The organism is Paenibacillus tabacirhizosphaerae (assembly GCF_040812395.1).
In the GTDB taxonomy this organism is placed as follows: Bacteria; Bacillota; Bacilli; order Paenibacillales; family NBRC-103111; genus Paenibacillus_E.
In genome coordinates this window covers 154,660-179,616 of record NZ_JBFNXH010000001.1, presented here as the reverse complement: position 1 = coordinate 179,616, position 24,957 = coordinate 154,660, and the positions used below count along the sequence as shown (strand labels likewise).

20 protein-coding genes are annotated in these 24,957 nt (G+C 45.5%); all 20 read left to right on the top strand.

Annotation, left to right across the window (positions count from 1 at the left end):
* Nucleotides 1-38: 38 nt before the first annotated feature.
* Nucleotides 39-806 carry an undecaprenyl pyrophosphate synthase gene (locus tag ABRS97_RS00725; protein ID WP_367810983.1) on the top strand — a complete coding sequence of 256 codons (768 nt, stop codon included), beginning with the start codon at nt 39-41 and terminating at the stop codon, nt 804-806.
* An 85-nt stretch (nt 807-891) separates the two neighbouring features.
* Nucleotides 892-1,686 carry a phosphatidate cytidylyltransferase gene (locus tag ABRS97_RS00720; RefSeq protein ID WP_367810982.1) on the top strand — a complete coding sequence of 265 codons (795 nt, stop codon included), beginning with the start codon at nt 892-894 and terminating at the stop codon, nt 1,684-1,686.
* Between the two features lie 21 nt (nt 1,687-1,707).
* Nucleotides 1,708-2,856 (top strand): 1-deoxy-D-xylulose-5-phosphate reductoisomerase, encoded by a 1,149-nt coding sequence (locus ABRS97_RS00715; RefSeq protein ID WP_367810981.1) that lies wholly within the window; start codon nt 1,708-1,710, stop codon nt 2,854-2,856.
* 316 nt (nt 2,857-3,172) lie between these two features.
* Nucleotides 3,173-4,432: an RIP metalloprotease RseP gene (rseP, locus tag ABRS97_RS00710; protein WP_367810980.1), complete on the top strand. Its 1,260-nt coding sequence runs from the start codon at nt 3,173-3,175 to the stop codon at nt 4,430-4,432.
* A 48-nt stretch (nt 4,433-4,480) separates the two neighbouring features.
* Entirely contained in the window at nt 4,481-5,929 is a 1,449-nt protein-coding gene (proS, locus tag ABRS97_RS00705; RefSeq protein WP_367810979.1) for a proline--tRNA ligase, read from the top strand.
* 68 nt (nt 5,930-5,997) lie between these two features.
* Nucleotides 5,998-10,308 (top strand): PolC-type DNA polymerase III, encoded by a 4,311-nt coding sequence (locus ABRS97_RS00700; RefSeq protein ID WP_367810978.1) that lies wholly within the window; start codon nt 5,998-6,000, stop codon nt 10,306-10,308.
* Between the two features lie 266 nt (nt 10,309-10,574).
* Complete coding sequence (rimP, locus tag ABRS97_RS00695; protein WP_367810977.1) at nt 10,575-11,039, top strand: ribosome maturation factor RimP; 465 nt, start codon at nt 10,575-10,577, stop codon at nt 11,037-11,039.
* A 36-nt stretch (nt 11,040-11,075) separates the two neighbouring features.
* Nucleotides 11,076-12,173, top strand: a complete 1,098-nt coding sequence (gene nusA, locus ABRS97_RS00690) for a transcription termination factor NusA (protein WP_367810976.1) — start codon at nt 11,076-11,078, stop codon at nt 12,171-12,173.
* Between the two features lie 33 nt (nt 12,174-12,206).
* Nucleotides 12,207-12,521, top strand: a complete 315-nt coding sequence (gene rnpM, locus ABRS97_RS00685; RefSeq protein WP_367810975.1) for an RNase P modulator RnpM — start codon at nt 12,207-12,209, stop codon at nt 12,519-12,521.
* A complete protein-coding gene (locus ABRS97_RS00680) occupies nt 12,514-12,837 on the top strand; it encodes a YlxQ family RNA-binding protein (protein WP_367810974.1) in 324 nt (107 codons plus the stop codon). Before rnpM ends, ABRS97_RS00680 begins: the two co-directional genes overlap by 8 nt.
* On the top strand, nt 12,830-15,772 hold the full coding sequence (infB, locus tag ABRS97_RS00675; RefSeq protein ID WP_367810973.1) for a translation initiation factor IF-2: 2,943 nt from the start codon (nt 12,830-12,832) through the stop codon (nt 15,770-15,772). Before ABRS97_RS00680 ends, infB begins: the two co-directional genes overlap by 8 nt.
* 6 nt (nt 15,773-15,778) lie before the next feature.
* Entirely contained in the window at nt 15,779-16,138 is a 360-nt protein-coding gene (rbfA, locus tag ABRS97_RS00670; RefSeq protein WP_367810972.1) for a 30S ribosome-binding factor RbfA, read from the top strand.
* A complete protein-coding gene (locus ABRS97_RS00665) occupies nt 16,135-17,136 on the top strand; it encodes a DHH family phosphoesterase (protein ID WP_367810971.1) in 1,002 nt (333 codons plus the stop codon). Before rbfA ends, ABRS97_RS00665 begins: the two co-directional genes overlap by 4 nt.
* A complete protein-coding gene (gene truB / locus ABRS97_RS00660) occupies nt 17,133-18,047 on the top strand; it encodes a tRNA pseudouridine(55) synthase TruB (RefSeq protein WP_367810970.1) in 915 nt (304 codons plus the stop codon). The genes ABRS97_RS00665 and truB overlap by 4 nt, the downstream gene beginning before the upstream one ends.
* A gap of 73 nt (nt 18,048-18,120) precedes the next feature.
* Nucleotides 18,121-19,056 carry a bifunctional riboflavin kinase/FAD synthetase gene (locus ABRS97_RS00655; protein ID WP_367810969.1) on the top strand — a complete coding sequence of 312 codons (936 nt, stop codon included), beginning with the start codon at nt 18,121-18,123 and terminating at the stop codon, nt 19,054-19,056.
* A 170-nt stretch (nt 19,057-19,226) separates the two neighbouring features.
* Nucleotides 19,227-19,496 (top strand): 30S ribosomal protein S15, encoded by a 270-nt coding sequence (gene rpsO, locus ABRS97_RS00650; RefSeq protein ID WP_367810968.1) that lies wholly within the window; start codon nt 19,227-19,229, stop codon nt 19,494-19,496.
* Nucleotides 19,497-19,699: 203 nt separating this feature from the next.
* Nucleotides 19,700-21,802, top strand: a complete 2,103-nt coding sequence (gene pnp, locus ABRS97_RS00645) for a polyribonucleotide nucleotidyltransferase (RefSeq protein ID WP_367810967.1) — start codon at nt 19,700-19,702, stop codon at nt 21,800-21,802.
* A 171-nt stretch (nt 21,803-21,973) separates the two neighbouring features.
* Nucleotides 21,974-23,020: a polysaccharide deacetylase family protein gene (locus ABRS97_RS00640; RefSeq protein WP_367810966.1), complete on the top strand. Its 1,047-nt coding sequence runs from the start codon at nt 21,974-21,976 to the stop codon at nt 23,018-23,020.
* Nucleotides 23,021-23,106: 86 nt separating this feature from the next.
* Nucleotides 23,107-24,363 (top strand): M16 family metallopeptidase, encoded by a 1,257-nt coding sequence (locus ABRS97_RS00635; protein WP_367810965.1) that lies wholly within the window; start codon nt 23,107-23,109, stop codon nt 24,361-24,363.
* A complete protein-coding gene (dut, locus tag ABRS97_RS00630; RefSeq protein WP_367810964.1) occupies nt 24,350-24,805 on the top strand; it encodes a dUTP diphosphatase in 456 nt (151 codons plus the stop codon). The genes ABRS97_RS00635 and dut overlap by 14 nt, the downstream gene beginning before the upstream one ends.
* The last annotated feature ends 152 nt before the right edge of the window (nt 24,806-24,957 follow it).

Here is a 24,957-nt window from a genome sequence, read left to right as displayed (position 1 = left end):
GGGGGTTTTTCATCTTTCCCTAGATGGGAGGAACAAGAATGCTTAAACCGTTAAAAAAATGGCTGGGGAATACTGCAAAGGAAACCGATCATCTTGACATTGACTTGGACAATGTGCCTGAACATGTAGCAATCATAATGGATGGCAATGGTCGATGGGCAAAACAACGTGGTTTGCCCCGAGTTGCTGGGCATCATTCCGGAATGAAAAATGTTAAGAAGATTACAATGGCAGCAAATGATATCGGTGTCAAAGTATTAACGATGTATGCTTTTTCTACTGAGAATTGGAAGAGACCCAAAGAAGAAGTGGAATTCTTAATGAAGCTTCCTCAGGAGTTTTTTCCTTTGGAGATCGAAGAGCTTATTCAAAATAATATCCGTATTCGTATGACCGGCTGGAAAGACGGTTTGCCTGACTATACGTTGAAAGCGATAGAAGGTGCTATTGAACGTACGAAAGATAACACGGGACTTATATTGAATTTTGCTTTAAATTATGGTGGTCGTAAAGAGATGATCGCTGGTATACACGATATGATTCGTGACGTCCAGAAGGGGAAACTTCAAATCGATGACGTTGATGAGGCTTGTTTCTCATCTTATATGTTGACGTCCGACTTGCCAGACCCGGATTTGTTAATTCGAACGAGCGGCGAGCTGCGCTTAAGTAATTTCCTTTTATGGCAGTTGGCTTATTCCGAGCTCTGGTTCACAGAGGCCTACTGGCCTGAATTTACAGAGGCATTGTTCATGCAAGCCATTGCCGAATATCAGCGGCGTGCGAGAAGATACGGTGGTATTTAGATTAACTGCTACGTACTCTTCTTTAAGTTTGTATATTTATCAAAGGGCGCCGATATGCCGGTTTTTCATCTAGGGGGAGTCTAACTTGAAGCAGAGGATCGTCACAGGGATTATAGCAGGCATTGTTTTTATTACGTTGCTTGTATTGGGCAGTTATTGGTACGCAGGGTTGATTGTACTTGTCTCGATTATTGGTTATCGGGAATATATTCAAATGAATGGGTTTACACCCTTAAAATTATCCTCAATTACGGGTCTAGTTGCACTTCTGCTCCTTGTTATTCCGTGGGAGATGGTGGGCCTGACTCTTCCTGTTAATTCCACGGCCGTGATATGGCTTGCGATGTTCGTTCTCCTTTTTATCACCGTAGCTTCCAAAAATAAGATTACCATAGATCAGGTTTCAATTATTTTACTTGGCGCTATTTATATCGGGCTCGGATTTAATTATATGATCACTGCGCGTTTGGCGGATCATGGATTGTTTTGGTCAATCGTCGTATTTGTTTGTATTTGGGCGACAGATTCAGGTGCATATTTTGTCGGTTCAAAGATCGGCAAGCATCCGTTATGGCCGCAAATCAGTCCAAAGAAATCGATTGAAGGGGCCGTTGGCGGCATTGTAATTTCTATGCTGGTTGCACTAGGATTTGCTTGGTATGCGCCTGATCTGCTATCTGTAGGTAAAGCTCTGCTGCTAGGCTTTGTGATAGCGATTGTCGGTCAAATCGGGGATCTGATTCAATCTGCTTATAAACGGGTAAAAGGAATTAAAGATACAGGGAATTTACTTCCTGGTCATGGTGGCGTGCTGGATCGGATGGATAGTTGGTTAATTGTATTCCCATTTATTTTTTGGCTGGGCATTATTCCCCATTAATCGCAGATGTAGAGGTGGCTTATGGCAAAACGTATAGCGATCTTGGGTTCTACAGGCTCAATAGGTACGCAAACATTGGATATTGTTGCGCATGCTCCTGAACGTTTTCAAGTTGAAGCAATATCCGGCGGGTTTAATAGCAAGCTGGTTATTGAACAAGCGAAAAAGTTTCGTCCGAAACTAGTCTCGGTGGCGACGCGGGCGTTAGCCGAGGAAGTGGCGCTACACGTCCCATCTGAAACAAGAGTTTTATTCGGTGAAGAGGGCTTGATGGAAGTTGCTGCCTCAACGGATGCAGAAGTTTTGGTAACTGCACTTGTTGGCAGTCAAGGATTGAAACCGACACTGGCGGCGATTGAAGCCGGTAAACACATTGGACTAGCGAATAAAGAAACTTTGGTCAGTGCGGGGCATATCGTGACTGAAGCTGTGAAACGTAAGGGTGTTGCAATGCTGCCTATTGACAGTGAACACTCAGCTATTTTTCAATGTTTGAACGGTGAACAGCGCGCAGGGGTAGCCAAGATAACAATTACAGCTTCAGGCGGCTCTTTTCGTGATCGGACACGGAATGAATTGGAAGGCGTGACAGTCGAGCAAGCCTTGCAGCATCCCAACTGGTCGATGGGCGCTAAGATTACCATTGACTCTGCGACCATGGTTAACAAAGGGTTAGAGGTCATTGAAGCTCGTTGGCTGTTCGATCTCACCTATGATCAAATTGATGTGCTGATTCATCCTGAAAGCGTTATTCATTCCTACGTGGAATTCGTCGATAACAGCGTGATTGCTCAGCTAGGAAATCCGGATATGCGAGTTCCGATTCAATATGCTTTAACCTATCCTCAGCGATATGAAACGCCGACAAAGCGTCTGAATTTGGCTGAGTTTGGTAAACTGCATTTCCGTGAGATGGACTATGAACGGTATCCTTGTTTGCGAATGGCTTTTGAATGTGGCAGGCAGAGCGGCACTTCGCCAACTGTATTCAATGCTGCAAACGAAGTGGCTGTGGCGCGCTTCTTGAATCGTGAAATTACATTTCTGCAGATCGAACAAGTGATAGAAAGTGTGCTGCAACAGCATGAATCCTATGCACAGCCGTCGCTTGAACGTATTCAGGAACAAGATGAATGGGCGAGAGCTTATGCAGCATCCCTTCAATTCTAACCCTCTACCAATTAAGTAAGCGGAATAAGGTTCGTGAGTAGTTTTCTTACGAATGAAAGAGAGCTCAAGTCAGCATGGATGGCTCAGCTCTTTTTTCAATCAATCAAATGTCTGGGTGACTGGAAACAGAGTCTAAATAAAACTCCTTTATCGTATATTGAGCTAATAGGGGATAGCTTGTATTCACTTGATCAATAATGGTAATCTAAGAACATGCTGTCCATGATAGACGGAAAGCACTGGGTCGATCTTAAGATAACTCAGCTGCTCTTACGATATAAGTTTTCTAAGTGAAACTTTAAGGAGGAAATACGACTTGTCAGCCATAGAAGTTGGATTGAAAGTGATATTGCTGTTTTTTGTTCTAGTCACGATTCATGAATGGGGTCACTTTTACTTTGCCAAGCGAGCAGGCATTCTCGTGAGGGAGTTCGCGATCGGTTTTGGACCCAAGATTTTTTCATATAAGAAAGGCGAGACCCGGTACACGCTGCGCATACTGCCGATCGGCGGGTTCGTGCGGATGGCTGGTGAAGATCCGGAAATTGTGCAAGTTAACCCCGGTCAGACCATTGCCCTTCAACTCAACAAATCCAATCAAGTGACAGCTCTTTACTTAGATCAACTGGACCGGCGATCTAATGTCATCATAGGCACAGTTGAGCAGATTGATTTGGAAAGAAGCCTGCAAGTGAAGATTGATGTTGATGGAGAACGTGTAACTTATCCTGTTGAACCGCAAGCCATGATGGTAGCGAAAGGAACAGAAACGCAAATTGCACCTTATGACCGCCAGTTTGGGAGCAAGACAGTAGGGCAAAGGGCGCTTGCCATCGTGATGGGGCCTGTTATGAATTTCTTGCTTGCGATTGTTTTGTTTCTTATTGTAGTTATTATGTCAGGCGTGTTTACGAATGTGAAATTGGATTCTGTGATTGCTGGCAAGGCCGGGGAGAAAGCCGGACTGCATAAAGGCGATATTATTATGTCTATTGATAACCAGCCAATTGGCGATGACCGCGAGAAGTTAGTTACAGCTATTCAACAATCGGCGGGCAAACAAATGACGTGGATAGTGGATCGAGCGGGTAACCCAATTACCATACAAGTAACACCTGAATTGGAAGCTGGTACAGGAAAACTTGGCGTTGTTATTTCTGGGGACCGCAGAAGCGCTACCTTCAGTGAAGTCATGAAAGGGACGTATGAGCAAGTAGTGGGAACGACCATTGGTATCGTTACTGGCTTGCAAAAACTCGTTATGCTTCAGTTTAAGCTGGATGATCTGGGAGGCCCTGTACGCACTGCTCAAGTGTCGGCCGAGTTCGCGAAGCTTGGTATGACTTATCTGATCTCATGGGCAGCTACGCTTAGTTTGTACTTGGGAATTTTCAATCTATTGCCTATACCTGCTTTGGATGGCAGCCGCTTATTATTTATGGGGTTAGAAGCGCTGCGCGGTAAGCCGATTGACCCGAATCGAGAGAGTATGGTGCATTTTATCGGCTTCGCTTTGCTCATGCTGCTTATGGTTGCGGTAACGTATAATGATATTTTAAGATTAATAAAAGGTTAGATGTTTACGATGCAAGTTTTGCTCCAGCAAAACTCTTAGGAGGAATTTATGTCAAACGAGAAGCAATTTGTCAAAGAAATTACACCTCAGGGAGAGGATTTCTCCCGTTGGTACATAGATGTTATTAAGAAAGCGGACTTGATGAGCTATTCGCCTGTTCGCGGCTGTATTGTTTTCAAGCCCGATGGTTACGAAATTTGGGAGAACATTCAGCGAGAGCTTGACAGCCGTTTCAAGGAAACAGGCCATCGCAACGCATATTTCCCTTTGTTTATTCCTGAGAGCTTTTTCCAAAAGGAAAAAGAGCACGTAGAAGGCTTCAACCCTGAGTTGCCTTGGGTAACAGAAGCAGGCGGTGAAAAGCTGGAGGAGCGCTTAGCTATTCGTCCGACATCGGAGACGATGATAGGTCATATGTATGCGGAATGGATTAACTCTTATCGAGATCTTCCACTACTCATCAATCAGTGGGCCAATGTTGTACGTTGGGAGAAGCGCACATTGCCGTTTCTTCGCACAACGGAGTTTCTGTGGCAAGAAGGCCATACCGCACATGAAGACGAGCAAGATGCACGCCGTGAAACCATGCAAATGCTCGAAGTGTACCGTGATTTTGCTGAAAATTTCTTAGCGATTCCTGTTATTATCGGGCAGAAAACTCCATCAGAGAAATTTGCCGGCGCTTTGGATACGTTCTCGATTGAAGCCATGATGAAGGATGGAAAAGCGGTTCAAGCGGGAACATCCCACTACTTGGGTACGAACTTCGCCGTCGCTTTTGATATTAAGTTTTTAGACCGTGAGAATCAGCATCAATTCGCACACACGACCTCCTGGGGAGTGAGTACGCGCCTGATCGGTGCGCTGATTATGGTGCATGGTGATGATCGTGGACTCGCGCTTCCGCCTAAAGTGGCGCCAACACAAGTCGTCATGATTCCAATTGGACCACCTAAAACAAGAGAGCAAGTCATTGGTCGGGTCGATGAGCTGTATGCGCAGCTGAAGAAAGCCGGTGTTCGCGTGAAGGTCGACGATCGCGCAGATCAAAGCCCAGGCTGGAAATTTAATGAATACGAAATGCGCGGCGTACCGATTCGCGTCGAACTAGGGCCGCGTGATATGGAGAATGGACAAGTCGTTCTAGTGTCCCGCGTAACGGGCGAGAAGAAAATTGTTGCGCAGGCGAATTTCGTTGAGGAAATTGAAAATTTGCTTGCTGAGATTCATCAGCAGATGTATGATAAAGCGAAGCAGTTCCGTGACGAGCATTATATAACTGTCGATACGATCGATGAGTTTAAAACATTCCTGGAAAGCAAACGTGGTTTTGCTTTGGCAGGCTGGTGCGGTTCCGATGCATGCGAAGCACAAGTGAAGGAAGAGACAGGCGCAACTAGTCGGAACATTCCGTTCAATCCATCAGAAACGAAGCCGACTTGCCTTGTATGCGGCGAAACTTCGAAGCATACGGTATTATTTGGCAGAAGCTATTAATTATAAACAAAGGGCAAACGGAATGCACCATCTCCTTTGCCCTTCGTATTTTTACGGGGAGGACGTTCATGAGTAATTTGGCTGACAAACGGAATCGCTTTGAGCTTTTGATGCAGCAAGCCGAGATTCCGGCCGATGTTGTGCGGTCATTTTTTGCGGAAGGGTACATCGATCAAGTAGAAATTAGCCGTAAAAATCGCGACTGGACCTTTTATTTAGTGAAAAATGAATTGGTGCCTCAGAACATATACCGTTCTTTTTGTAAAATGATTCAAGAAAAATTTGCTCAAATTGCAAAAATTCGCTTTATTTGGCGATTCGAGGAAGCGGAGACGTCGGCTCTTGTACATGAATACTGGAGCCTTTTTATAGATTGGCTGCAACGTGAAGTGGTGTCGATCAATGGTTGGATGAGTAAAGCGAAATTTGAGATAGAAGGCAATTCGCTAACGCTTATCATGCTCGATCAAATTGGGCTTGAGCTTGCGAAGAAAAAGAATATTGATATGTTCATTCGCAATTTTTTTCATAATTTTTTTCAAACAGAGCTTACGGTTAAATATGCAATTAGCGATACGAGTGAGATTGAAGCCGAGTATGAAAAATTCGCACAACAAAGAACACAAGCTGAAAGAAGCGTCACACAAGAGATCATGATGTCAATCGAACAGGAAGAAGAAGCATCTGAACTTCCGGATACCGATCTTAAACTAGTTATTGGCTATGACATCAAAGAAATACCAACTCCACTTAAAGACATTCAAGAAGAAGAAAAGAAAGTAACCGTACAGGGAACTGTGTTTGGACTGGATGTCAAAGAATTGAGAAACGGCAGTACGTTGTTTACATTCAACTTAACAGATTTCTCCGACTCTATGGCGATGAAAGTATTTGCTAAGACCAAAGACGATGTGAAAATTCTGAGCCTGCTCGCTAACGGCACATGGATTAAAGCTCGGGGTAAGGTCGAGTATGACCGCTTTATGCCAATTCCAGAACTCGTTATGATTCCTAATGATCTCAATGAAGTGATGGCTCCTAGAGATCGCATGGACGATGCTGAGGAGAAGCGGGTAGAGTTTCATTTGCACACATCCATGAGTACGATGGATGCACTTACGCCTGTCGATCAATATGTAAAAATGGCAGCTAAATGGGGACATAAAGCGATAGCCATTACGGACCACAGTAATATTCAATGTTATCCTGATGCAGGAAAAGCTGCGAAAAAGCATGGGATCAAAGTTATTTATGGCTTGGAAGCAAATGTTGTAAACGATTCGGTTCCCATTGTTATAAACCCTACTGATGTGGACTTGAAACAGGGCACATATGTCATTTTCGACGTCGAGACGACGGGCTTGTCTGTTACCAAAAACCGGATTATCGAGCTTGCAGGCGTTAAGATGCAAGACGGTAAAGAAATTGACCGATTCGCTACTTTCATTAACCCGCATGAGAAGATTCCTTATAACATTCAACAATTGACGAATATCAATGATGATATGGTCAAGGATGCGCCGGATATTGAAGAGGAGCTTCCCAAGTTTGTGGAATTTGTGGGGGATGCGGTATTAGTAGCGCACAACGCTCGCTTTGATATGGGGTTTCTGCAAACGAATTTAAAACGGATGGGTTTGCCCGAGGTTACGAATTCTGCGCTCGATACTTTGGAATTGGCGCGTTTCTTGTTCCCTTCGATGAAAAATCATCGTTTGAATACATTGTCTGATAAATTCAAAGTAAGTCTAGATAACCATCACCGGGCAATTGATGATTCCATTGCACTTGGATTCGTGCTCTACCATTTAATAAATGAGGCATGCGATCGGCAAATTACAAATCTGAATAAGCTGAACGACTATGTAGGCACAGATTTGTCTAACCAACGTCCGTTTCATTGCTGTATTTATGCTTTGAACGCCGTAGGGAAGAAAAATTTATTCAGGCTCATTTCCTTATCACATACAGAATATTTGCAGCGTACAGCTAGTATTCCAAAGAGCGTATTAGTCGAACTGAGAGATGGACTTCTCATCACATCAGGCTGCGAAAAAGGCGAGTTTTTTGAAGCGGTTCTTAATAAGTCCGCTGAGGAAGCCGAGCAAGTGGCTGAGTTCTACGATATTCTCGAAATTCAACCTGTCAGCTATAATATGCATTTGGTTGACAAAGGTCTCGTTGGCAGCGTAGAAGATTTAGAGAATGCGGTTCGTCGAGTTTGCGAAATCGGATATAAGTCCGGCAAACCAGTCATTGCAACAGGTAATGTACATTATCTCCATCCCAGAGAGAAGGTATGCCGAGATATAACCATTAATGGCATAACGGGCTTTAGTCCGCTCAAAGGCATGAAGAAACCGGATGCTCACTTCCGCACAACGAAGGAAATGCTCGAAGAGTTCAAGTTTTTAGGCGAAGAGAAGGCATACGAGGTTGTGATTCGCAGCACGAATGATCTTGCCGATCGTTTTGAGTCCTTAGAACTTTTCCCTGATAAGCTGTTCACTCCTATCATTGAAGGTGCTGACGAAGAAATTCGGAACACTTGTTATGATACGGCCAAAAGGATTTATGGAGAGGAGCTGCCGGAAGTCATCACGGCTCGTCTGGAGAAAGAGCTTGTGCCGATTATTAAATACGGTTTCTCTGCAAACTATTTGATTTCGGAACGGCTTGTGAAAAAGTCAAACGAGGATGGTTATCTGGTTGGTTCCCGGGGATCTGTAGGATCTTCTGTCGTAGCCATGATGTTAGGAATATCCGAGGTTAATCCGCTGCCCCCTCATTATATTTGCAACTCCTGCCGTCATAGTGAATGGTTTCTTGACGGAAGCGTGCCGAGCGGATTCGATCTTCCCAATAAAATTTGCCCGAGCTGCGGAGAAAATTTAAAAGGGGATGGCCACGACATCCCCTTCGAAACGTTTCTAGGCTTCAAGGGGGACAAGGTTCCCGACATTGACTTGAACTTCTCAGGTGTTTATCAACCTGTTGCCCATAACTACACCAAAACCATCTTCGGTGAGAAAAACGTGTTTCGAGCAGGTACGATCGGAACAGTAGCTGAGAAAACTGCCTTCGGTTTTGTTAAAAAGTATGAGGAAGAACAGGGTCAGAAATGGCGTGGCGCCGAGCTGAGTCGTCTGGCCTCTGGCTGTACAGGCGTGAAGCGGAGCACGGGGCAGCATCCAGGCGGTATCGTAGTCGTACCTGATTATATTGAAGTGGATGACATTACGCCTGTGCAATATCCGGCTGACGACAAAAATTCAGAGTGGAAGACCACGCATTTCGATTATCACGCCTTTGACGCGAACTTACTCAAGCTCGATATTCTGGGGCACGACGATCCGACCATGATGCGGATGCTGCAAGATTTGACGGGAATCGATCCGACAACAATCCCGATGAACGATGCAAAGGCGATGAGTATTTTCAGCTCGACGAATGCACTTGGGGTGAGCCCGGAGCAGATTCGTTCTTCAGTAGCAACGTATGGCGTCCCCGAGATGGGGACCAAGTTCGTTCGACAAATGCTGCAGGAGACGCAGCCCAGCTCATTTGCCGATTTGCTGCAAATTTCGGGTCTCTCTCACGGAACAGGCGTCTGGCTTGGCAATGCGCAGGAGCTGATTAAGAAAGGCATCTGCAACATTAAGACAGTTATCGGTTGTCGGGATGACATTATGCTTTATTTGATCTACAAAGCGGGAATGGATGCCGGTCTGGCCTTTAAAATTACAGAAAGCGTGCGTAAAGGCAAGGGATTGACCGATGAGTGGAAAGAGGAAATGAAGCGCTGCAACGTGCCGGCGTGGTACATCGAATCGTGTGAACGAATCGAGTATATGTTCCCTAAAGCGCATGCCGCGGCTTATGTAATCTCAGCTGTCCGCACAGCCTATTTCAAGGTGTATCATCCTATTGCCTATTACGCTACGTATTTCAGCGTTCGTGCGGCTGATTTTGATCTAGAGCTCCTCTGCCAAGGGTATGACGCGATTTTGAAACGATTGATCGAGATTGAAGAGAAGGGCTTCCAAGCGCTGCCAAAGGAAAAGGCGATGGTATCCATTCTAGAAATGTCGCTGGAAATGACGTCGCGCGGCTTCAGCTTCAAGCCGATTGATATATATAGATCGGATGCGAGTCGATTTATTATCGACGGCACCTCATTGATCCCGCCATTTGCCGCGCTTCAAGGGATCGGGGAAAATGCAGCAAAAAACATTGCCGCTGCTAAAGAAGAAGGTGACTTCTTGTCTGTCGAAGATTTCCAGAATCGCTCGAAAGCGTCGAAAACGATCATAGAACTTCTAGCTTCCATGGGCTGCTTCCGCGGAATGCCGGAATCGAATCAATTGTCATTATTTTAAGCTTCCGAAGCAGATTCACACTGAATGCTCTAATGTGAGTGCTTACGAAGCCAGTTTTCCTTCGGAAAACTTTAGGCTGTCAAGTAAAATTGATTAACAAGTTTGCTATTGTAAAGGCTAGAATGGTTATGGTATAATTTTTCTTGGCAATAATGAGGATATCATCTTGTGATTAAAGAGTGGGGAAACCCACTCTTTACATTTTGATATAGGACTTTTCGGGATACATGAAACGGAATGTTCATTTTAGGAGGGCAAACCAATCCGTGGTTACACAAGCGCAAATCAAATCAGTCATTGAGGACATGCTGAAAGATTTCATTGAACAAAATGGATTTGAACTCGTGGATGTTGAATATGTCAAAGAGGGCAGCAACTGGTTCCTTCGTGTCTATGCAGACAAAGAGGGCGGCATTGATATAGATGATTGCGGTCGCATTAGCGAATATTTGAGCGCACAGCTTGATGAGAAGGACCCTATCGCCGATGCCTATTTCTTGGAGGTTTCTTCGCCGGGTGCAGAACGTCCATTGAAAAAACTGCAAGATTATCACAAAGCTGTGAACAGCCATGTTTTTGTTACAACCTACGAGCCGATCGATGGCGCCAAGGAATTTGAAGGACTCTTGTTGTCTTTTGATGGCGAACAACTCGTTGTAGAGGCTGGCAAAAAGAAGATCACCATACCATTCGCTAAAGTCGCAAGCGCTCGTCTTGCTATCGTATTTTAGCTTACGCTACTTATTGAAAGGGGGAACTCGGTTCAAATGAACATGGATTTTATCGAAGCGCTGTCGGAAATTGAACGAGAGAAAGGTATCTCCAAAGAGCTGCTGATCGATGCGATTGAAGCGGCGATGATTTCTAGTTATAAACGCAATTTCAATACAGCCCAAAATGTAAGAGTGGATATTAACCGCCAAACGGGTCTTATCCGCGTATACGCACGCAAAACCGTCACGGAGGAAGTGTTGGATCCGAGAATGGAAATCTCGCTCCACGCTGCGCGTGAAATTAACTCCAACTACCAGATGGACGATATCGTTGAGATCGAGGTGACTCCTCGCGATTTCGGCCGGATTGCCGCTCAGACGGCGAAGCAAGTCGTCACACAGCGCATTCGCGAGGCGGAGAGAGGCTTGATCTATAACGCTTTTATCGACAAAGAGGAGGATATCGTAACAGGTATTCTTCAAAGACAAGATCAACGCAACATTTATGTCGATCTCGGGAAAGTCGAAGCAGTGCTTCCGCTTACTGAGCTTATGCCGACAGATAAATTCAAGCAAGGCGACCGGATCAAAGCGTATATCACGAAAGTGGAAAATACGACTAAAGGACCGCAAATCATTCTTTCCAGAACACACCCTGGATTGTTGAAACGATTGTTTGAACTTGAAGTTCCGGAAATTTTCGACGGTGTCGTGGAAATTCGCTCGGTCGCTCGCGAAGCGGGCTTCCGCTCAAAAATTGCCGTGCACTCGAGAAACGAAGAAGTCGATCCGGTCGGTTCTTGCGTGGGCCCGAAAGGGTTGCGCGTGCAAACGATTGTTGGCGAGCTTCGCGGCGAGAAGATTGATATCGTACGTTGGATGGAAAGCGTTGAAGAATACGTAGCCAATGCGCTCAGTCCTTCCAAAGTGCTTGAAGTGCAAGTTCATGAAAATGAGAAAATGGCTCGTGTTATCGTGCCGGATTACCAACTTTCACTTGCGATTGGGATTAAAGGTCAAAATGCACGCCTGGCTGCGAAACTGACTGGGTGGAAGATTGATATTAAAAGCGAAACTCAAGCAGAGCAAGAATATGGCAGAACAAAAACGTATGCCGAGGAAATGCATCAAGATTCCATCTCTATAGATTAATTTGTATTTGCCTGGAGCAAGGGGTGACCTTTAATGAAGCAGAGAAAAATCCCTCTGAGAAAATGCGTGGCCTGCCAGGAGATGATGCCGAAGAGGGACTTGATCCGCGTCGTCAAAACGCCTGAGGACGAAATTCTCATCGATTTGAAAGGGAAGAAGTCCGGGCGCGGCGCCTACCTGTGCGGCAAAGTTTCTTGTTTTAAGTTAGCTAAGAAAAGCAAGGCGCTGGATAGGGCGCTTAAGCAGCCTGTAAGCGCCGATATTTATGATCAATTGGAGCAGGATTTCATTCGTGTTGAAGACGAGTTTCTCTCCTCTAAAGAGGAGGAACCCGAAGAAGATGAATAAATTTCTTTCTCAATTGGGATTGGCAATGCGAGCAGGTAAGTTAGTTACGGGCGATGAAGGCGTGTTTAAGGCGATTCGTTCAGGAGAAGCAAAACTTGTCATTATGGCGGAAGACGCTTCGGCTAATACACGAAAAAAGTTTCAAGATAAATGTCAATTTTATGGGATTCCACTCATGGAAATTGGCACGAAATATGAACTGGGCGGCAGCATTGGTAAAGAAATGCGTGTGATCATTGGTGTATTGGACGGAGGCTTCGCGCAGATGCTGCAGAAGTGTCATGTAAATCCTGCGGAGGTGAAACATATTGACTAATAAACAAGATAATAAAGATAAGACCCGCGTGTATGAATATGCAAAATCGCTCAATATGAGCAGCAAAGAAATTATTACCATTCTGAAACGACTTAATATTCCTGTTAACAATCATATGAGCGTTATGGAAAACGAAGCGGTAAGCAGTGTGGAAAAGTTTTTTCGCGATATAAAAGCAAATGCGGCTGCCAAACGAGCAGCTACGGACGGAGGAAATGTGAGTTCATCTACGACGAATCAGAAACCTGCATCACAGGCACCTGCACAGGAGAATAAAGGTACTGCAACTTCGGCTTCGAAGCCAGTTGCCCCAGAACAATCCAATAACGGAAATGGTGCGCCACAACAACCAGAACAACAACAAAATGCGCAAAGTCAATCCTCAAGTCGTTCAGACAATCAGTATGTGGCAAGTCGCCCTGCGCAACCTCAGCGAGATCAACGCCCTAGTGGCCAAGGATCCAGTCAAGGCCAGGGACAACGCTCGGGTTATCAAGGTTCAAGTCAAGGCCAAGGTCAACGTTCGGGCTATCAAGGCCAACGTCCAGCAGGCCAAGGTTCAAGTCAAGGTCAGGGTGGCCAAGGTCAAGGCCAACGTACGGGCTATCAAGGGCAGCGTCCAAGCGGCCAGGGCTCCGGTCAAGGCAGCCAAGGTCAACGCCCCGGTTATCAAGGGCAGCGTCCAAGCGGTCAAGGTTCCAGCCAAGGGCCGGGCCAACGTACGGGCGACAGACCTCCTTTCCGTTCGAATGATCAACGTCCAGGCAATTCAGGCGGCGGTAACTATGGTAACCGTCCAAGCGGCCAAGGTTCCAGTCAAGGAGCAGGTGGCGGTCAAAGCACTGGCGGCAATCGTCCGCAAGGCACAGGCCCGAATCGAAGCACAGGACCAAACCGTTCTTCGCGTCCATTTGACAACCGCAATAATCAAAGTGGCAGACCGGTTATACAAGAAGCGAAACCACAATTTCACGTAGGCGCTACTGCGGCTGAGTTGGATGAAGCAGCGGCTAAGGCAGGCGTGAAAACAACGAAAAAAACAAAGCCGACCCCAAATCGTTTTGATGATAACAAATCAGGCGGAAAACGTGGCCCTGGCGGTCAAAGCAGAAATAATCAACGCGGCGGCAACAACAGAGGCAGATATCAACAGGAAACCGTCAAGAAAGAGAAAGTTGACAATACGCCTAAGAAGATCATCGTGCGCGGTACTATGACCGTCGGTGAGACAGCAAAATTGCTCCATAAAGATGCTTCTGAAGTGATTAAGAAACTGTTGTTCCTTGGGACAATGGCTACAATTAACCAAGAGCTCGATCTGGATGCGATTCAACTGATTGCTACTGAATTCGGCGTTGAAGTCGAGGTCAAGATTAAGGTCGAAGAAGACAACTTTGAGACATTTGAAGAAGTCGATGATGAAGCGGATCTTTTGGAACGTCCTCCGGTCGTTACGATCATGGGTCACGTAGACCATGGTAAAACGACGCTATTGGATGCCATTCGCAAAACTTCCGTAACCGAAGGCGAAGCAGGCGGAATTACGCAGCATATTGGTGCGTATCAAGTCGAAGTTAACCATAAGAAAATTACATTTCTGGATACACCAGGTCACGAAGCGTTCACGACGATGCGTGCCCGCGGTGCCCAAGTAACGGATATTACCATTATCGTTGTTGCCGCAGATGACGGTGTTATGCCACAAACTGTGGAAGCCATTAATCATGCGAAAGCAGCTGGCGTACCGATCATTGTTGCTGTTAACAAGATTGATAAAGAAGGCGCGAATCCAGATCAAATCAAGCAAGCTCTCACTGCTTTTGAGTTGGTTCCTGAAGAGTGGGGCGGCGATACGATTTTCTGTGAAATCTCGGCGAAACAGCGTATCGGACTTGAAAATCTCCTGGAAATGATCTTGCTCGTCGCTGAGGTACAAGAATACAAAGCGAACCCGAATAAACGTGCAAGAGGTACGGTTATCGAGGCTGAATTGGATAAAGGAAGAGGCCCTGTAGCCAGAATCCTGATTCAACACGGAACATTGAAAGTAGGCGACAGCTTTGTTGCAGGCGTTCACTTTGGTCGTGTAAGAGCGATGGTGAATGACAAAGGTAAACGTTTGAAGGAAGCAGGGCCATCAACGCCGGTTGAAATTACAGGTCTTACGGAAGTTCCTCAAGCTGGGGATCCATTCCTCGTTTATGAAGATGAACGTAAAGCAAGAGACATCGCTGACCGCCGCGCAATTGCGCTGCGTCAATCTGAGATGACGGCTAACTCGCGCGTCACCCTGGATGACCTCTTTAAACATATTAAAGATGGCGAAATTAAAGATCTGAATGTAATCATCAAAGGTGATGTTCAAGGTTCTGTAGAAGCGCTGAAAAGTTCACTCGAGAAAATTGAGGTGGAAGGCGTTCGTGTCAAAATCTTGCACAATGGTGTTGGCGCGATTACCGAATCCGATATCATCCTTGCATCCGCATCGAATGCAATTATTATCGGCTTCAACGTACGTCCTGAGCCAGCAGCGAAAGCAACGGCTGATCAAGAAAAAGTCGACATTCGTCTGCACAACATCATTTACAATGTCATTGAAGAAATCGAGCAAGCGATGAAAGGCATGCTGGATCCGATCTTCAAAGAAGTTGTGTTGGGTCAAGCTGAAGTTCGTAACGTTTTCAAAATTACTGGCTCCGGTACAATTGCTGGTTGTATGGTAATTTCGGGTAAAATTGCCCGCAATGCACAAACACGTTTGATCCGCAGCGGCATTGTCGTTCATGAAGGGAAGATTGATTCCCTGAAGAGATTTAAAGACGATCAAAAAGAAGTGGCTCAAGGCTACGAATGTGGTATATCTCTGGAGCGTTATCATGATATTAAAGAAGGGGACATTATTGAAGCCTTCATCATGGAGTCCGTTGAGAGGTGATAACAAATGGCTAGAGTTCGCGTAGGGCGAGTTGGCGAGCAGATTAAGAAGGAACTGAGCCAGATCGTACAATCCGAATTGAAAGATCCGCGCATTGGTTTCTTAACGGTTACTGGCGTCGAGGTTACAAACGATTTATCCCTTGCACGTGTGTTTTTAAGTGTAATGGGAACCGATGAACAGAAGGCAGCGACACTTAAGGCTCTGTCTGCTGGAACGGGGTATATCCGTTCAGAACTAGGCAAGCGAATTCGATTGCGTAAAATCCCAGACCTGCAGTTCAAATTTGATGCTTCTATTGATTATGGAAGCCGCATTGATAATTTACTGCATCAGCTGAATCAGGAAGGAAATCCAAACGTATGAACAGCGGAATGAACCATGCCCCCGAATATATCCAGCAGTTGGAAACGGCTGCGAAGTTTATCGAGCAGCATGATGATTTCCTGGTGGTGTCTCATATCCAGCCGGATGGAGATGCCGCCAGTTCTACCTTTGCGATGGGGTGGATCCTTAATCAGCTTGGGAAGTCTTTCACCATGATCAACGAAGGGGCAATGCCCCTTAAATTTTCTTATCTATGGGAAAGTGATCGGGCAATCGATTTCAGCTGTGAGCATCCACAAAGGCAGTACCAAACGATTATTAGTGTAGATTGTGCTGATTTTTCCAGAATTGGTAAGATCAGCACTCTTTTTGATGGACAAGTGGATTTACTCAATATTGATCATCATCCTACGAATGATAAATTTGGTACGCATCATGTGATTAAACACGATGCCGCCGCAACGGTACAAATTTTATATGATTTGGCCATACATATGAACGTAGCGCCAAATTTGGAATTTGGTGAATGCATTTACACGGGCCTGTTAACAGATACAGGTGGCTTTCGTTACTCGAATACTACACCAGAAGTTATGCAAATCGGAGCTACCTTGCTCGCTTTAGGCGTTCAAGGTTCAGTAATTGCGGAGCAAGTGCTGGAGCGAGTTACCTATGCTCAAATGGTACTCCTTCAGAAATCATTGTCAACACTTTCGTTCGCCTATGATCGCAAACTGGCTTGGCTTGCAGTTACGTTAGCTGATTTAGAGGCCACGGGAGCTACAAGTGAGGACCTGGATGGTTTGGTTAACTATCCGCGCAACGTGGAAGGTGTTGAGGTAGGGATGCTTTTCAAAGAGAAAGCTCCTGGCATCATCAAAGTAAGCCTTCGATCTGCAGGACAAGTTGACGTTGCTCGGATCGCTCAATCCCTTGGGGGAGGCGGACATGTCCGCGCATCAGGCTGCACAATCCATGGAACGATTAGTGAAGCGGTTGACAGAATGGTTCAGGAAGTAGGGAACGAACTGATATGACGCTAGAAGGCATTTTGCCTGTTTGGAAACCCGAAGGTTTTACTTCTCATGATGTTGTTGCAAAAGCAAGACGGATTCTAGGTGTTAAAAGAATTGGCCATACCGGAACGTTAGACCCGCAAGTCACAGGGGTTCTGCCTCTTTGTGTGGGACGAGCAACAAGAATGGTTGAATACATTCAAGAGCTTCCCAAGCAATATGAAGCCGTTTTACGAATCGGGCTTTCGACGGATACGGAAGACATGACCGGTAATGTCCTGGAAGAAGTTCAGCAGGTTGATCTCGTAGAGGGGCAAATCAGAGAAACACTGGCATCCTTTCTTGGTGAAATTGATCAAGTGCCGCCGATGTTTTCTGCTGTCAAAGTAGACGGTAAACGCCTATACGAACTCGCGCGTGAGGGTAAAGAGATCGAACGTAAATCACGAAAAGTGACGATTCATGAGCTGGAAATTCTAGAGATCAGTCTGCTAAACCCTCATCCTGAAATCCATTTTCGAGTAACATGTTCAAAAGGGACCTACATCCGTACTTTATGCGTTGATATTGGCAAAGCACTCGGTTATCCGGCTGTTATGAAGAGTTTAATTCGAACCTCGACGGGCAGTATTCGAAGAGAGCAGTGCTTGACTTTCGAGCAGATTGAGCAGTTGAAGTCGGAAGGCTCGCTGCAAGCGCATATGATTCCTATGGATCAAGCGATTGCTCACATTCCCAAGATTCAGCTTACTTCAGAAGAATCAAAGCACGCCTTACAAGGTAAAAAAATTCTCTTGTCCGCCGATCGCTTGGTTCATGGTATTGAGGCTCAAACAACATTCCGTGCATATTCACAGGATGAACGCTTCTTAGGTCTTTTTGAATGGAATCGCGCAAGTGAAATGCTGATTCCAGCGAAAGTTTTCCTTTAAAGAGAGCAGTAAGATGGGTAAGAGGAAACAAGTTTGACGGGCAGGTTGAAATGGGTAGGTGAATTGAACTTATATGCAAATAATCCCGCTTTCATATCCAATCGATTTGGAGTCAACCCCCATTCATGTCGGTAAGCAGGTTGTGGCGATCGGGGATTTCGATGGTGTTCATATGGGACATCGTGAAGTTATTGGTCGCGCGATACATACTGCAGGGCATCTAGGTCTGCCTGCTGCCGTAATGACGTTTCATCCACATCCTAGAGCAGTTATGGGCCAAATGAAGTATACAGAGCTTCTTACACCTATGAGCAAAAAAATGGAACTGTTCGCATCTCTTGGTGTGAACCATGTTTATATTGTCACGTTTGACGCCTCTTTGATGCGGTTAACTCCGGAGCAGTTTGTTGATCAAGTTTTGTACTTGCTCGGAGTGGACAGTGTTATATGCGGTTTTGACTTTACATTTGGCTTTCAGGGCAAAGGGACGCCGGACTCACTCTGTGAATTGAGTCATGGCAAATTTTCTGTAGAAGTGGTGAGACCTTTTCATATGGATGGTGAAAAAGTAAGCAGTACTTTAATTCGCGAATCCCTGCAACAAGGGGATATCGATACCGTAACACGATTATTAGGTCGTCCCTATAGCTTGAGCGGTACTGTCATCGATGGAGAGAAGCGGGGACGAACCATAGGTTTTCCGACAGCCAACCTACAATTGGACGAGCCTTTTGTCATACCTGTGAATGGTGTGTATGCGATTAAAGCATCGTTGCGAGGGGAAACCTATAAAGGAGTCATGAACATTGGCGTGAAGCCGACATTTACAACCGGCGAGCTGAAGCCGACGTTGGAGGCTCATTTGTTTGATTTCTCAGAACAGATTTATGGGGAGCATCTTACCGTAGAATTCATCGCTTATTTACGATCGGAACGGAAATTTGCTTCCATCGACGAGCTGATTTCGCAGATTAAGAAGGACTCGGAAGAGGCCAAGGCTAAACTATAAGCAGTTCTACTGAAACAAGCATTTACTTCTGCCTAATGATTATGCTATACTGAATAACGTTGCCAAAAGGAATACATTTCTTTAGGGAGCAAACCTTAGCTTGGAACCCCGCTATCACCGGCGTGATCTCGGCTACAGGGGATATCATGAGATACAGGAGGTGAACAAGGATGGCATTAACTCAAGAGCGTAAAACACAATTGATTGCAACTCACAAGGTACACGATACCGACACGGGTTCTCCAGAAGTACAAGTAGCTATCCTTACGGAAAACATTGTCAACCTGACAAATCATTTGCGGACTCACAAGAAAGATCATCATTCCCGCCGTGGTTTGCTTAAAATGGTTGGACAACGCCGTAAGCTGCTAGCATACCTGAAGAACAAAGAAGTGAGCCGTTACAGTGCTTTGATTGAAAAGCTTGGCTTGCGTCGATAATACCGACCATGAGAAGCAACCTGTTGCTCCTTCATCGGGCTTGATAAGAGCTGGGTGGAGAGCAGCGACAAGGTTGCTTTTTCTTGTATTTTAAAAGTTCAAAAGAAGGAAATACTAGGTATTACGCAGAAATAGAGGAAGACTCTGACTCTAGGCATCAAATGGATACATAACTTATAAAGCAAGTTTCTTAGGAGGGTATTATGGAGAAAAGGGTACAAATGGACCTTGGCGGCAGACCGTTCATTCTTGAAACGGGCAGACTTGCGAAACAGGCCAATGCAGCTGTTACCGTGCGTTATGGCGACACAGTTGTGCTTTCAACAGTTACGGCTTCAACCGGACCGAAAGATTTGGATTTTTTTCCGTTAACTGTGAACTATGAAGAAAGATTATATTCGGTAGGGAAAATTCCAGGCGGTTTCATCAAACGCGAGGGACGTCCAAGCGAAAAAGCGATTTTAGCGAGCCGCTTGACTGACCGTCCGATTCGCCCGTTATTTCCGGAAGGCTTCCGCAATGATGTGCAAATCGTTTCCATCGTTATGAGCGTTGACCAAGAATGTTCGCCTGAAATTGCAGCCATGATCGGTACATCCGCGGCGCTGGCAATCTCCGACGTTCCTTTCAACGGTCCTGTTGGCGGCGTTATTGTTGGTCGTGTCGATGGTCAGTTCGTGATCAATCCAACGACGGAGCAAGCGGAGAAAAGTGATATTCATCTTACCGTTGCTGGGACGAAAGATGCCATTATGATGGTTGAAGCTGGCGCCAATGAAGTTCCAGAGGAAGTAATGCTCGAAGCCATCATGTTCGGCCATGACGAAATTCGCAAAATCGTTGCAGTCATTGAAGATTTGGTTGAGCAGGCAGGCAAACCGAAAATGGAAGTCAAACTTCACGCAGTTGATGCAGAAGTAAATAAAGCGGTTCGCGAGTTTGCTCAAGAACGTTTAGTTGCAGCTGTCAAAATTGCTGAGAAACATGCGCGTCAAGAAGCGATAGATGAAGTGAATGCTGAAGCGGTAGCCCATTTCGGCGAAGTTTATGCAGAGACACCAGAACTTATCGGTGATGTAAAAGAGACGCTGTACGACATCGTAAAAGAAGAAGTACGCCGTTTAATTACACATGATAAAGTTAGACCTGATGGTCGTAAATTAGAAGAAATCCGCCCGATCGAATGCGATATCACGTTACTGCCTCGCACACACGGTTCCGGGCTGTTTACACGTGGACAAACGCAAGCCTTGAGTATCTGTACGTTAGGCGCCCTAGGCGATGTGCAAATTCTTGATGGTCTAGATCTGACAGAAACAAAGCGTTTTATGCACCATTATAATTTCCCGCCGTTTTCCGTTGGTGAAGCAAGACCGCTTCGTCCACCAGGCCGCCGCGAAATTGGACATGGCGCGTTAGGTGAAAGAGCGCTTGAACCTATTATTCCTAATGAAGTGGAATTCCCGTATACGATTCGTCTGGTTTCAGAAGTGCTTGAATCCAATGGCTCGACTTCACAAGCGAGTATTTGCGCAAGTACACTTGCATTGATGGACGCTGGCGTACCGATCAAAGCTCCAGTAGCAGGTATCGCAATGGGACTGATCAAAGACGGCGATCATTTCTCCATTTTGTCCGATATTCAAGGCATGGAAGATCATCTCGGCGATATGGATTTTAAAGTGGCAGGTACGGCAAAAGGTGTGACTGCCTTGCAAATGGACATCAAAATCGACGGTATCGACCGCAGCATCTTGCAGCAATCTTTGGAGCAGGCGAAAGAAGGTCGTTTGCACATATTGAACAAAATGCTTGCTCGTATTGACGAACCGAAGAAAACTCTTTCTCAATATGCGCCTAAAATTCTTACGATGCAGATCAATCCGGACAAAATCCGTGATGTTATTGGTGCTGGCGGTAAAATCATCAATAAAATCATTGAAGAAACCGGCGTGAAAATCGATATCGAACAGGATGGCCGCGTATTTATCGCCTCTTCGAACCAGGAAATGAACGAGAAAGCACGCTCCATTATCGAAGGCATCGTTCGCGAGGTTATCGTGGGTGAAACCTATCTGGGAACTGTGAAACGCGTTGAGAAATTCGGTGCTTTCGTAGAAATTCTTCCTGGTAAAGAAGGATTGGTGCACATTTCACAGCTTTCCACTGAGCGCGTAGCGAAAGTAGAAGATGTAGTTAATGTGGGTGACCAAATTACAGTTAAAGTAACTGAAATCGATCAGCAAGGAAGAGTGAATCTTTCACGCAAAGCGACATTAACTTCGCAAGTCCCGGCTCAAACCTAAGGCCGCGTGACTTGCGCAGTCACAATTAGATAATTCCGGATAAAGAGTCAGATCAATCTGTCTCTTTTTTGCATTTCAACTCCAAGCAAACGAAATGGAGATGTTACGTTCTAAACTTGTCCTCCCCAACATATGATCTTGAAGAAGGAAAGCTTTTGGGGGGATTTGCGTATGCATTACAAAAAATGGTTGCTACTAGGAAGTTTTTTTGTTATCGTGCTGCTTATTCTCCAGGCTATCCCTGGTATCGGCTCCTATTTGACTGCTGTTAAAGTCGGTTCTAGATTATTTACTGAAGAACGCGGTTGGGTCAATCAGGCCGCCGTGCCAGTCATGGCATCTACGCAAACGAATTCGAGCAACAAGCTGAGTCGAAGCACTTTGCTGGATATCATTAAAGCAGAAGCTTCGAAACGTTATGTCGCACCAATAAATGCGAAAATAGATCCCGTATGGAAAGCTATTCCTGGGTATAACGGTTTAGAAGTAGATATCGACGAAACACTTAAGCTTGCCGAACATCATTTAACACCGGGAAAAATTCAATATGTAATGAGAGAGACGAAGCCTAGCATTCAGTTGGATGATTTGGGGCCGAATCCGATTTATAAAGGAAATCCGAAGAAACCCATGGCCTCCATCATGATTAATGTCGCCTGGGGGAATGAATATTTACCGAAAATACTTGATACACTTCGTAAAGAAAATGTGCACTCAACCTTCTTTTTTGATGGATCGTGGTTGAAAAAAAATGTGGAGATGGCTAAAAAGATTCAAAGTGAAGGCCACGAACTGTCCAATCACGCATATTCGCACAAGGATATGCGGAACATTAGCCATAGCAAGGCTGTTGAGGAAATTTCGAAAACCGAAGAGTTGCTTAAACAGCAATTGGGTGTAAAGAATACGTTGTTTGCGCCGCCATCGGGCTATTTTAAGGAAGAGACGGTCCAAGTGGCCTCAGAGCTCAAACTCAAAACTGTACTCTGGACTTTCGATACGATTGATTGGCAAAATCCAGGCGCCGATCGAATTATGGAACGTCTTTCCAAGAGCATAGAACCAGGCACGCTCATCTTGATGCACCCAACGGTTTCTTCCAGCGAAGCATTACATGGCATGATACGAATGATTAAAAATAAAGGGCTCACCTTAGGAACGGTAAGTGAATTGCTTTCGTCAGATCGAATACCCGATTCTGGCGCGATTGCACCTTAAGTTGAGTCAGGGGAACATTTTTGTTAGACTAAGTAAGTATAAATGGGGAATATGACTTTAGTTGCAACAATCGAGGAGGAACCCTGGTGATTAAATACCGCTTACATAATGGCTTAAGAGTCGTCATGGAACAGATTCCAACCTTTCGCTCCGTATCGTTCGGAATCTGGGTGAAGACGGGCTCGCGCAACGAGAAGCCGGAAATTAACGGAATCTCGCATTTTATTGAACATATGCTTTTCAAAGGTACTGAGCGTCATTCGGCCAAAGATATTGCCGAAATCTTTGATGGTATCGGCGGGAATGTAAATGCATTTACATCCAAAGAGTACACCTGCTATTACGCAAAAGTACTTGATGAGCATCTGCCATTAGCGATGGATGTCCTTTCGGATATGTTTTTCAACTCAACCTTTGACGAAGGGGAGATGGAAAAGGAAAAAAATGTTATCTATGAAGAAATATCTATGTACGAGGATACGCCGGATGATCTAGTACACGATTTAGTTGCTAAAGCAGCTTATGGGAAGCATGCCCTTGGTTACACGATTTTGGGGACTCAGGACAATTTGTCCGCTATGAAACCGGATGATTTGCGTAGTTATATGAAGCAATTCTATAATACGGAGAATATCGTGTTGAGCATAGCCGGAAATATCGATGACGGTGTCAAAGAATTGATCGAGAACCATTTTGGCAGTTTCGTTCAATCGGGTGTGGAAACAGACTACGACGCTCCTGATTTCTTGGGAGATTTGATTTTCCATGCAAAGAAAACGGAGCAAAACCACATCTGCCTCTCATTGCCGGGGTTATCGCTTCAGGAAGATAATCTGTACCCGATGGTGCTGCTGAACAACGCAATTGGAGGCGGTATGAGTTCCAGACTCTTTCAAGAGATTCGTGAGAAAAGAGGGCTTGCATACTCTGTATACTCTTACCATTCCTCGCATATTGATAGTGGGATGTTCACGATTTATACAGGTACGGCACCGAAGCAAACCGATGAAGTGCTGAAAGTGACCCTAGAGCTCTTGCATGATATTGCTGTGAAAGGGATGACGGTTTCCGAACTGCAAAAAGGCAAAGAGCAGCTAAAGGGCAGCCTGATTCTTAGTTTGGAAAGCACGAGCAGCCGGATGAACCGCTTCGGAAAAAATGAATTAATGACGGGTAAACATTACAGCCTTGATGAAATGATCGAACGCATCGATAGTGTGCAGATGGAACATGTGCAAGAGCTTACGAAACGATTGTTCTCTGCGCCATTCGCGTTGTCGATGGTTGGAAATTCTGATGAGGTTATCCAAGGATTTAGGAGGGATCAACTTGTCTCTCCTTAATTATGAAGTGCAAATTAAACGCGTTCCTGGTCAGGAAGATATTCTCTTGCCACAGAAAATGTCATCTGCGGCAAGCGGGTTCGATCTGCATGCTGCCGTCAGCGAACCAGTCGTACTAAATCCGGGAGAGCGTAAGCTTATCCCGACTGGCTTTGCACTAAGTATGCCACCAGAGCTTGAAGCACAGATCCGACCTCGCAGCGGTTTAGCCTTCAAGCATGGCATTACAACACTGAATTCCCCAGGCACCATTGATGCGGATTACCGCGGCGAAGTGAAAGTACTGCTGATCAACCACGGACAAGAGCCGTTCACGATTCAGCGCAATGAGCGTATCGCGCAGATGGTATTCCAGCTTGTCCCCCAGATCCAACTCACAGAGGTTTCCGAGCTTACGGAGACGGAGCGGGGCTCCGGCGGATTCGGTCATACGGGACGATAAGTCTACATCGCTACATATGTACAGAGCTCTTTCCAATATGGAAGGAGCTCTTATTTGTTTTACGCAGGAACTCCCGTGAGAAAGTCACCCATCTTTAGGCGAAAGCATACTATAACTTATCGAAACGGACCGAGAAAGGGGTGTAAGCGAGA

Bases quoted from the DNA above. Each gene is read 5' to 3' on its own strand.
- pnp (WP_367810967.1), top strand. From the start codon at position 19,700: ATGGAGAAAAGGGTACAAATGGACCTTGGCGGCAGACCGTTCATTCTT.
- ABRS97_RS00680 (WP_367810974.1), top strand. From the start codon at position 12,514: ATGAATAAATTTCTTTCTCAATTGGGATTGGCAATGCGAGCAGGTAAG.
- truB (WP_367810970.1), top strand. From the start codon at position 17,133: ATGACGCTAGAAGGCATTTTGCCTGTTTGGAAACCCGAAGGTTTTACT.
- rbfA (WP_367810972.1), top strand. From the start codon at position 15,779: ATGGCTAGAGTTCGCGTAGGGCGAGTTGGCGAGCAGATTAAGAAGGAA.
- ABRS97_RS00665 (WP_367810971.1), top strand. From the start codon at position 16,135: ATGAACAGCGGAATGAACCATGCCCCCGAATATATCCAGCAGTTGGAA.
- proS (WP_367810979.1), top strand. From the start codon at position 4,481: ATGTCAAACGAGAAGCAATTTGTCAAAGAAATTACACCTCAGGGAGAG.
- ABRS97_RS00715 (WP_367810981.1), top strand. From the start codon at position 1,708: ATGGCAAAACGTATAGCGATCTTGGGTTCTACAGGCTCAATAGGTACG.
- ABRS97_RS00725 (WP_367810983.1), top strand. From the start codon at position 39: ATGCTTAAACCGTTAAAAAAATGGCTGGGGAATACTGCAAAGGAAACC.
- ABRS97_RS00655 (WP_367810969.1), top strand. From the start codon at position 18,121: ATGCAAATAATCCCGCTTTCATATCCAATCGATTTGGAGTCAACCCCC.
- rpsO (WP_367810968.1), top strand. From the start codon at position 19,227: ATGGCATTAACTCAAGAGCGTAAAACACAATTGATTGCAACTCACAAG.
- ABRS97_RS00640 (WP_367810966.1), top strand. From the start codon at position 21,974: ATGCATTACAAAAAATGGTTGCTACTAGGAAGTTTTTTTGTTATCGTG.
- rnpM (WP_367810975.1), top strand. From the start codon at position 12,207: ATGAAGCAGAGAAAAATCCCTCTGAGAAAATGCGTGGCCTGCCAGGAG.
- nusA (WP_367810976.1), top strand. From the start codon at position 11,076: ATGAACATGGATTTTATCGAAGCGCTGTCGGAAATTGAACGAGAGAAA.
- ABRS97_RS00700 (WP_367810978.1), top strand. From the start codon at position 5,998: ATGAGTAATTTGGCTGACAAACGGAATCGCTTTGAGCTTTTGATGCAG.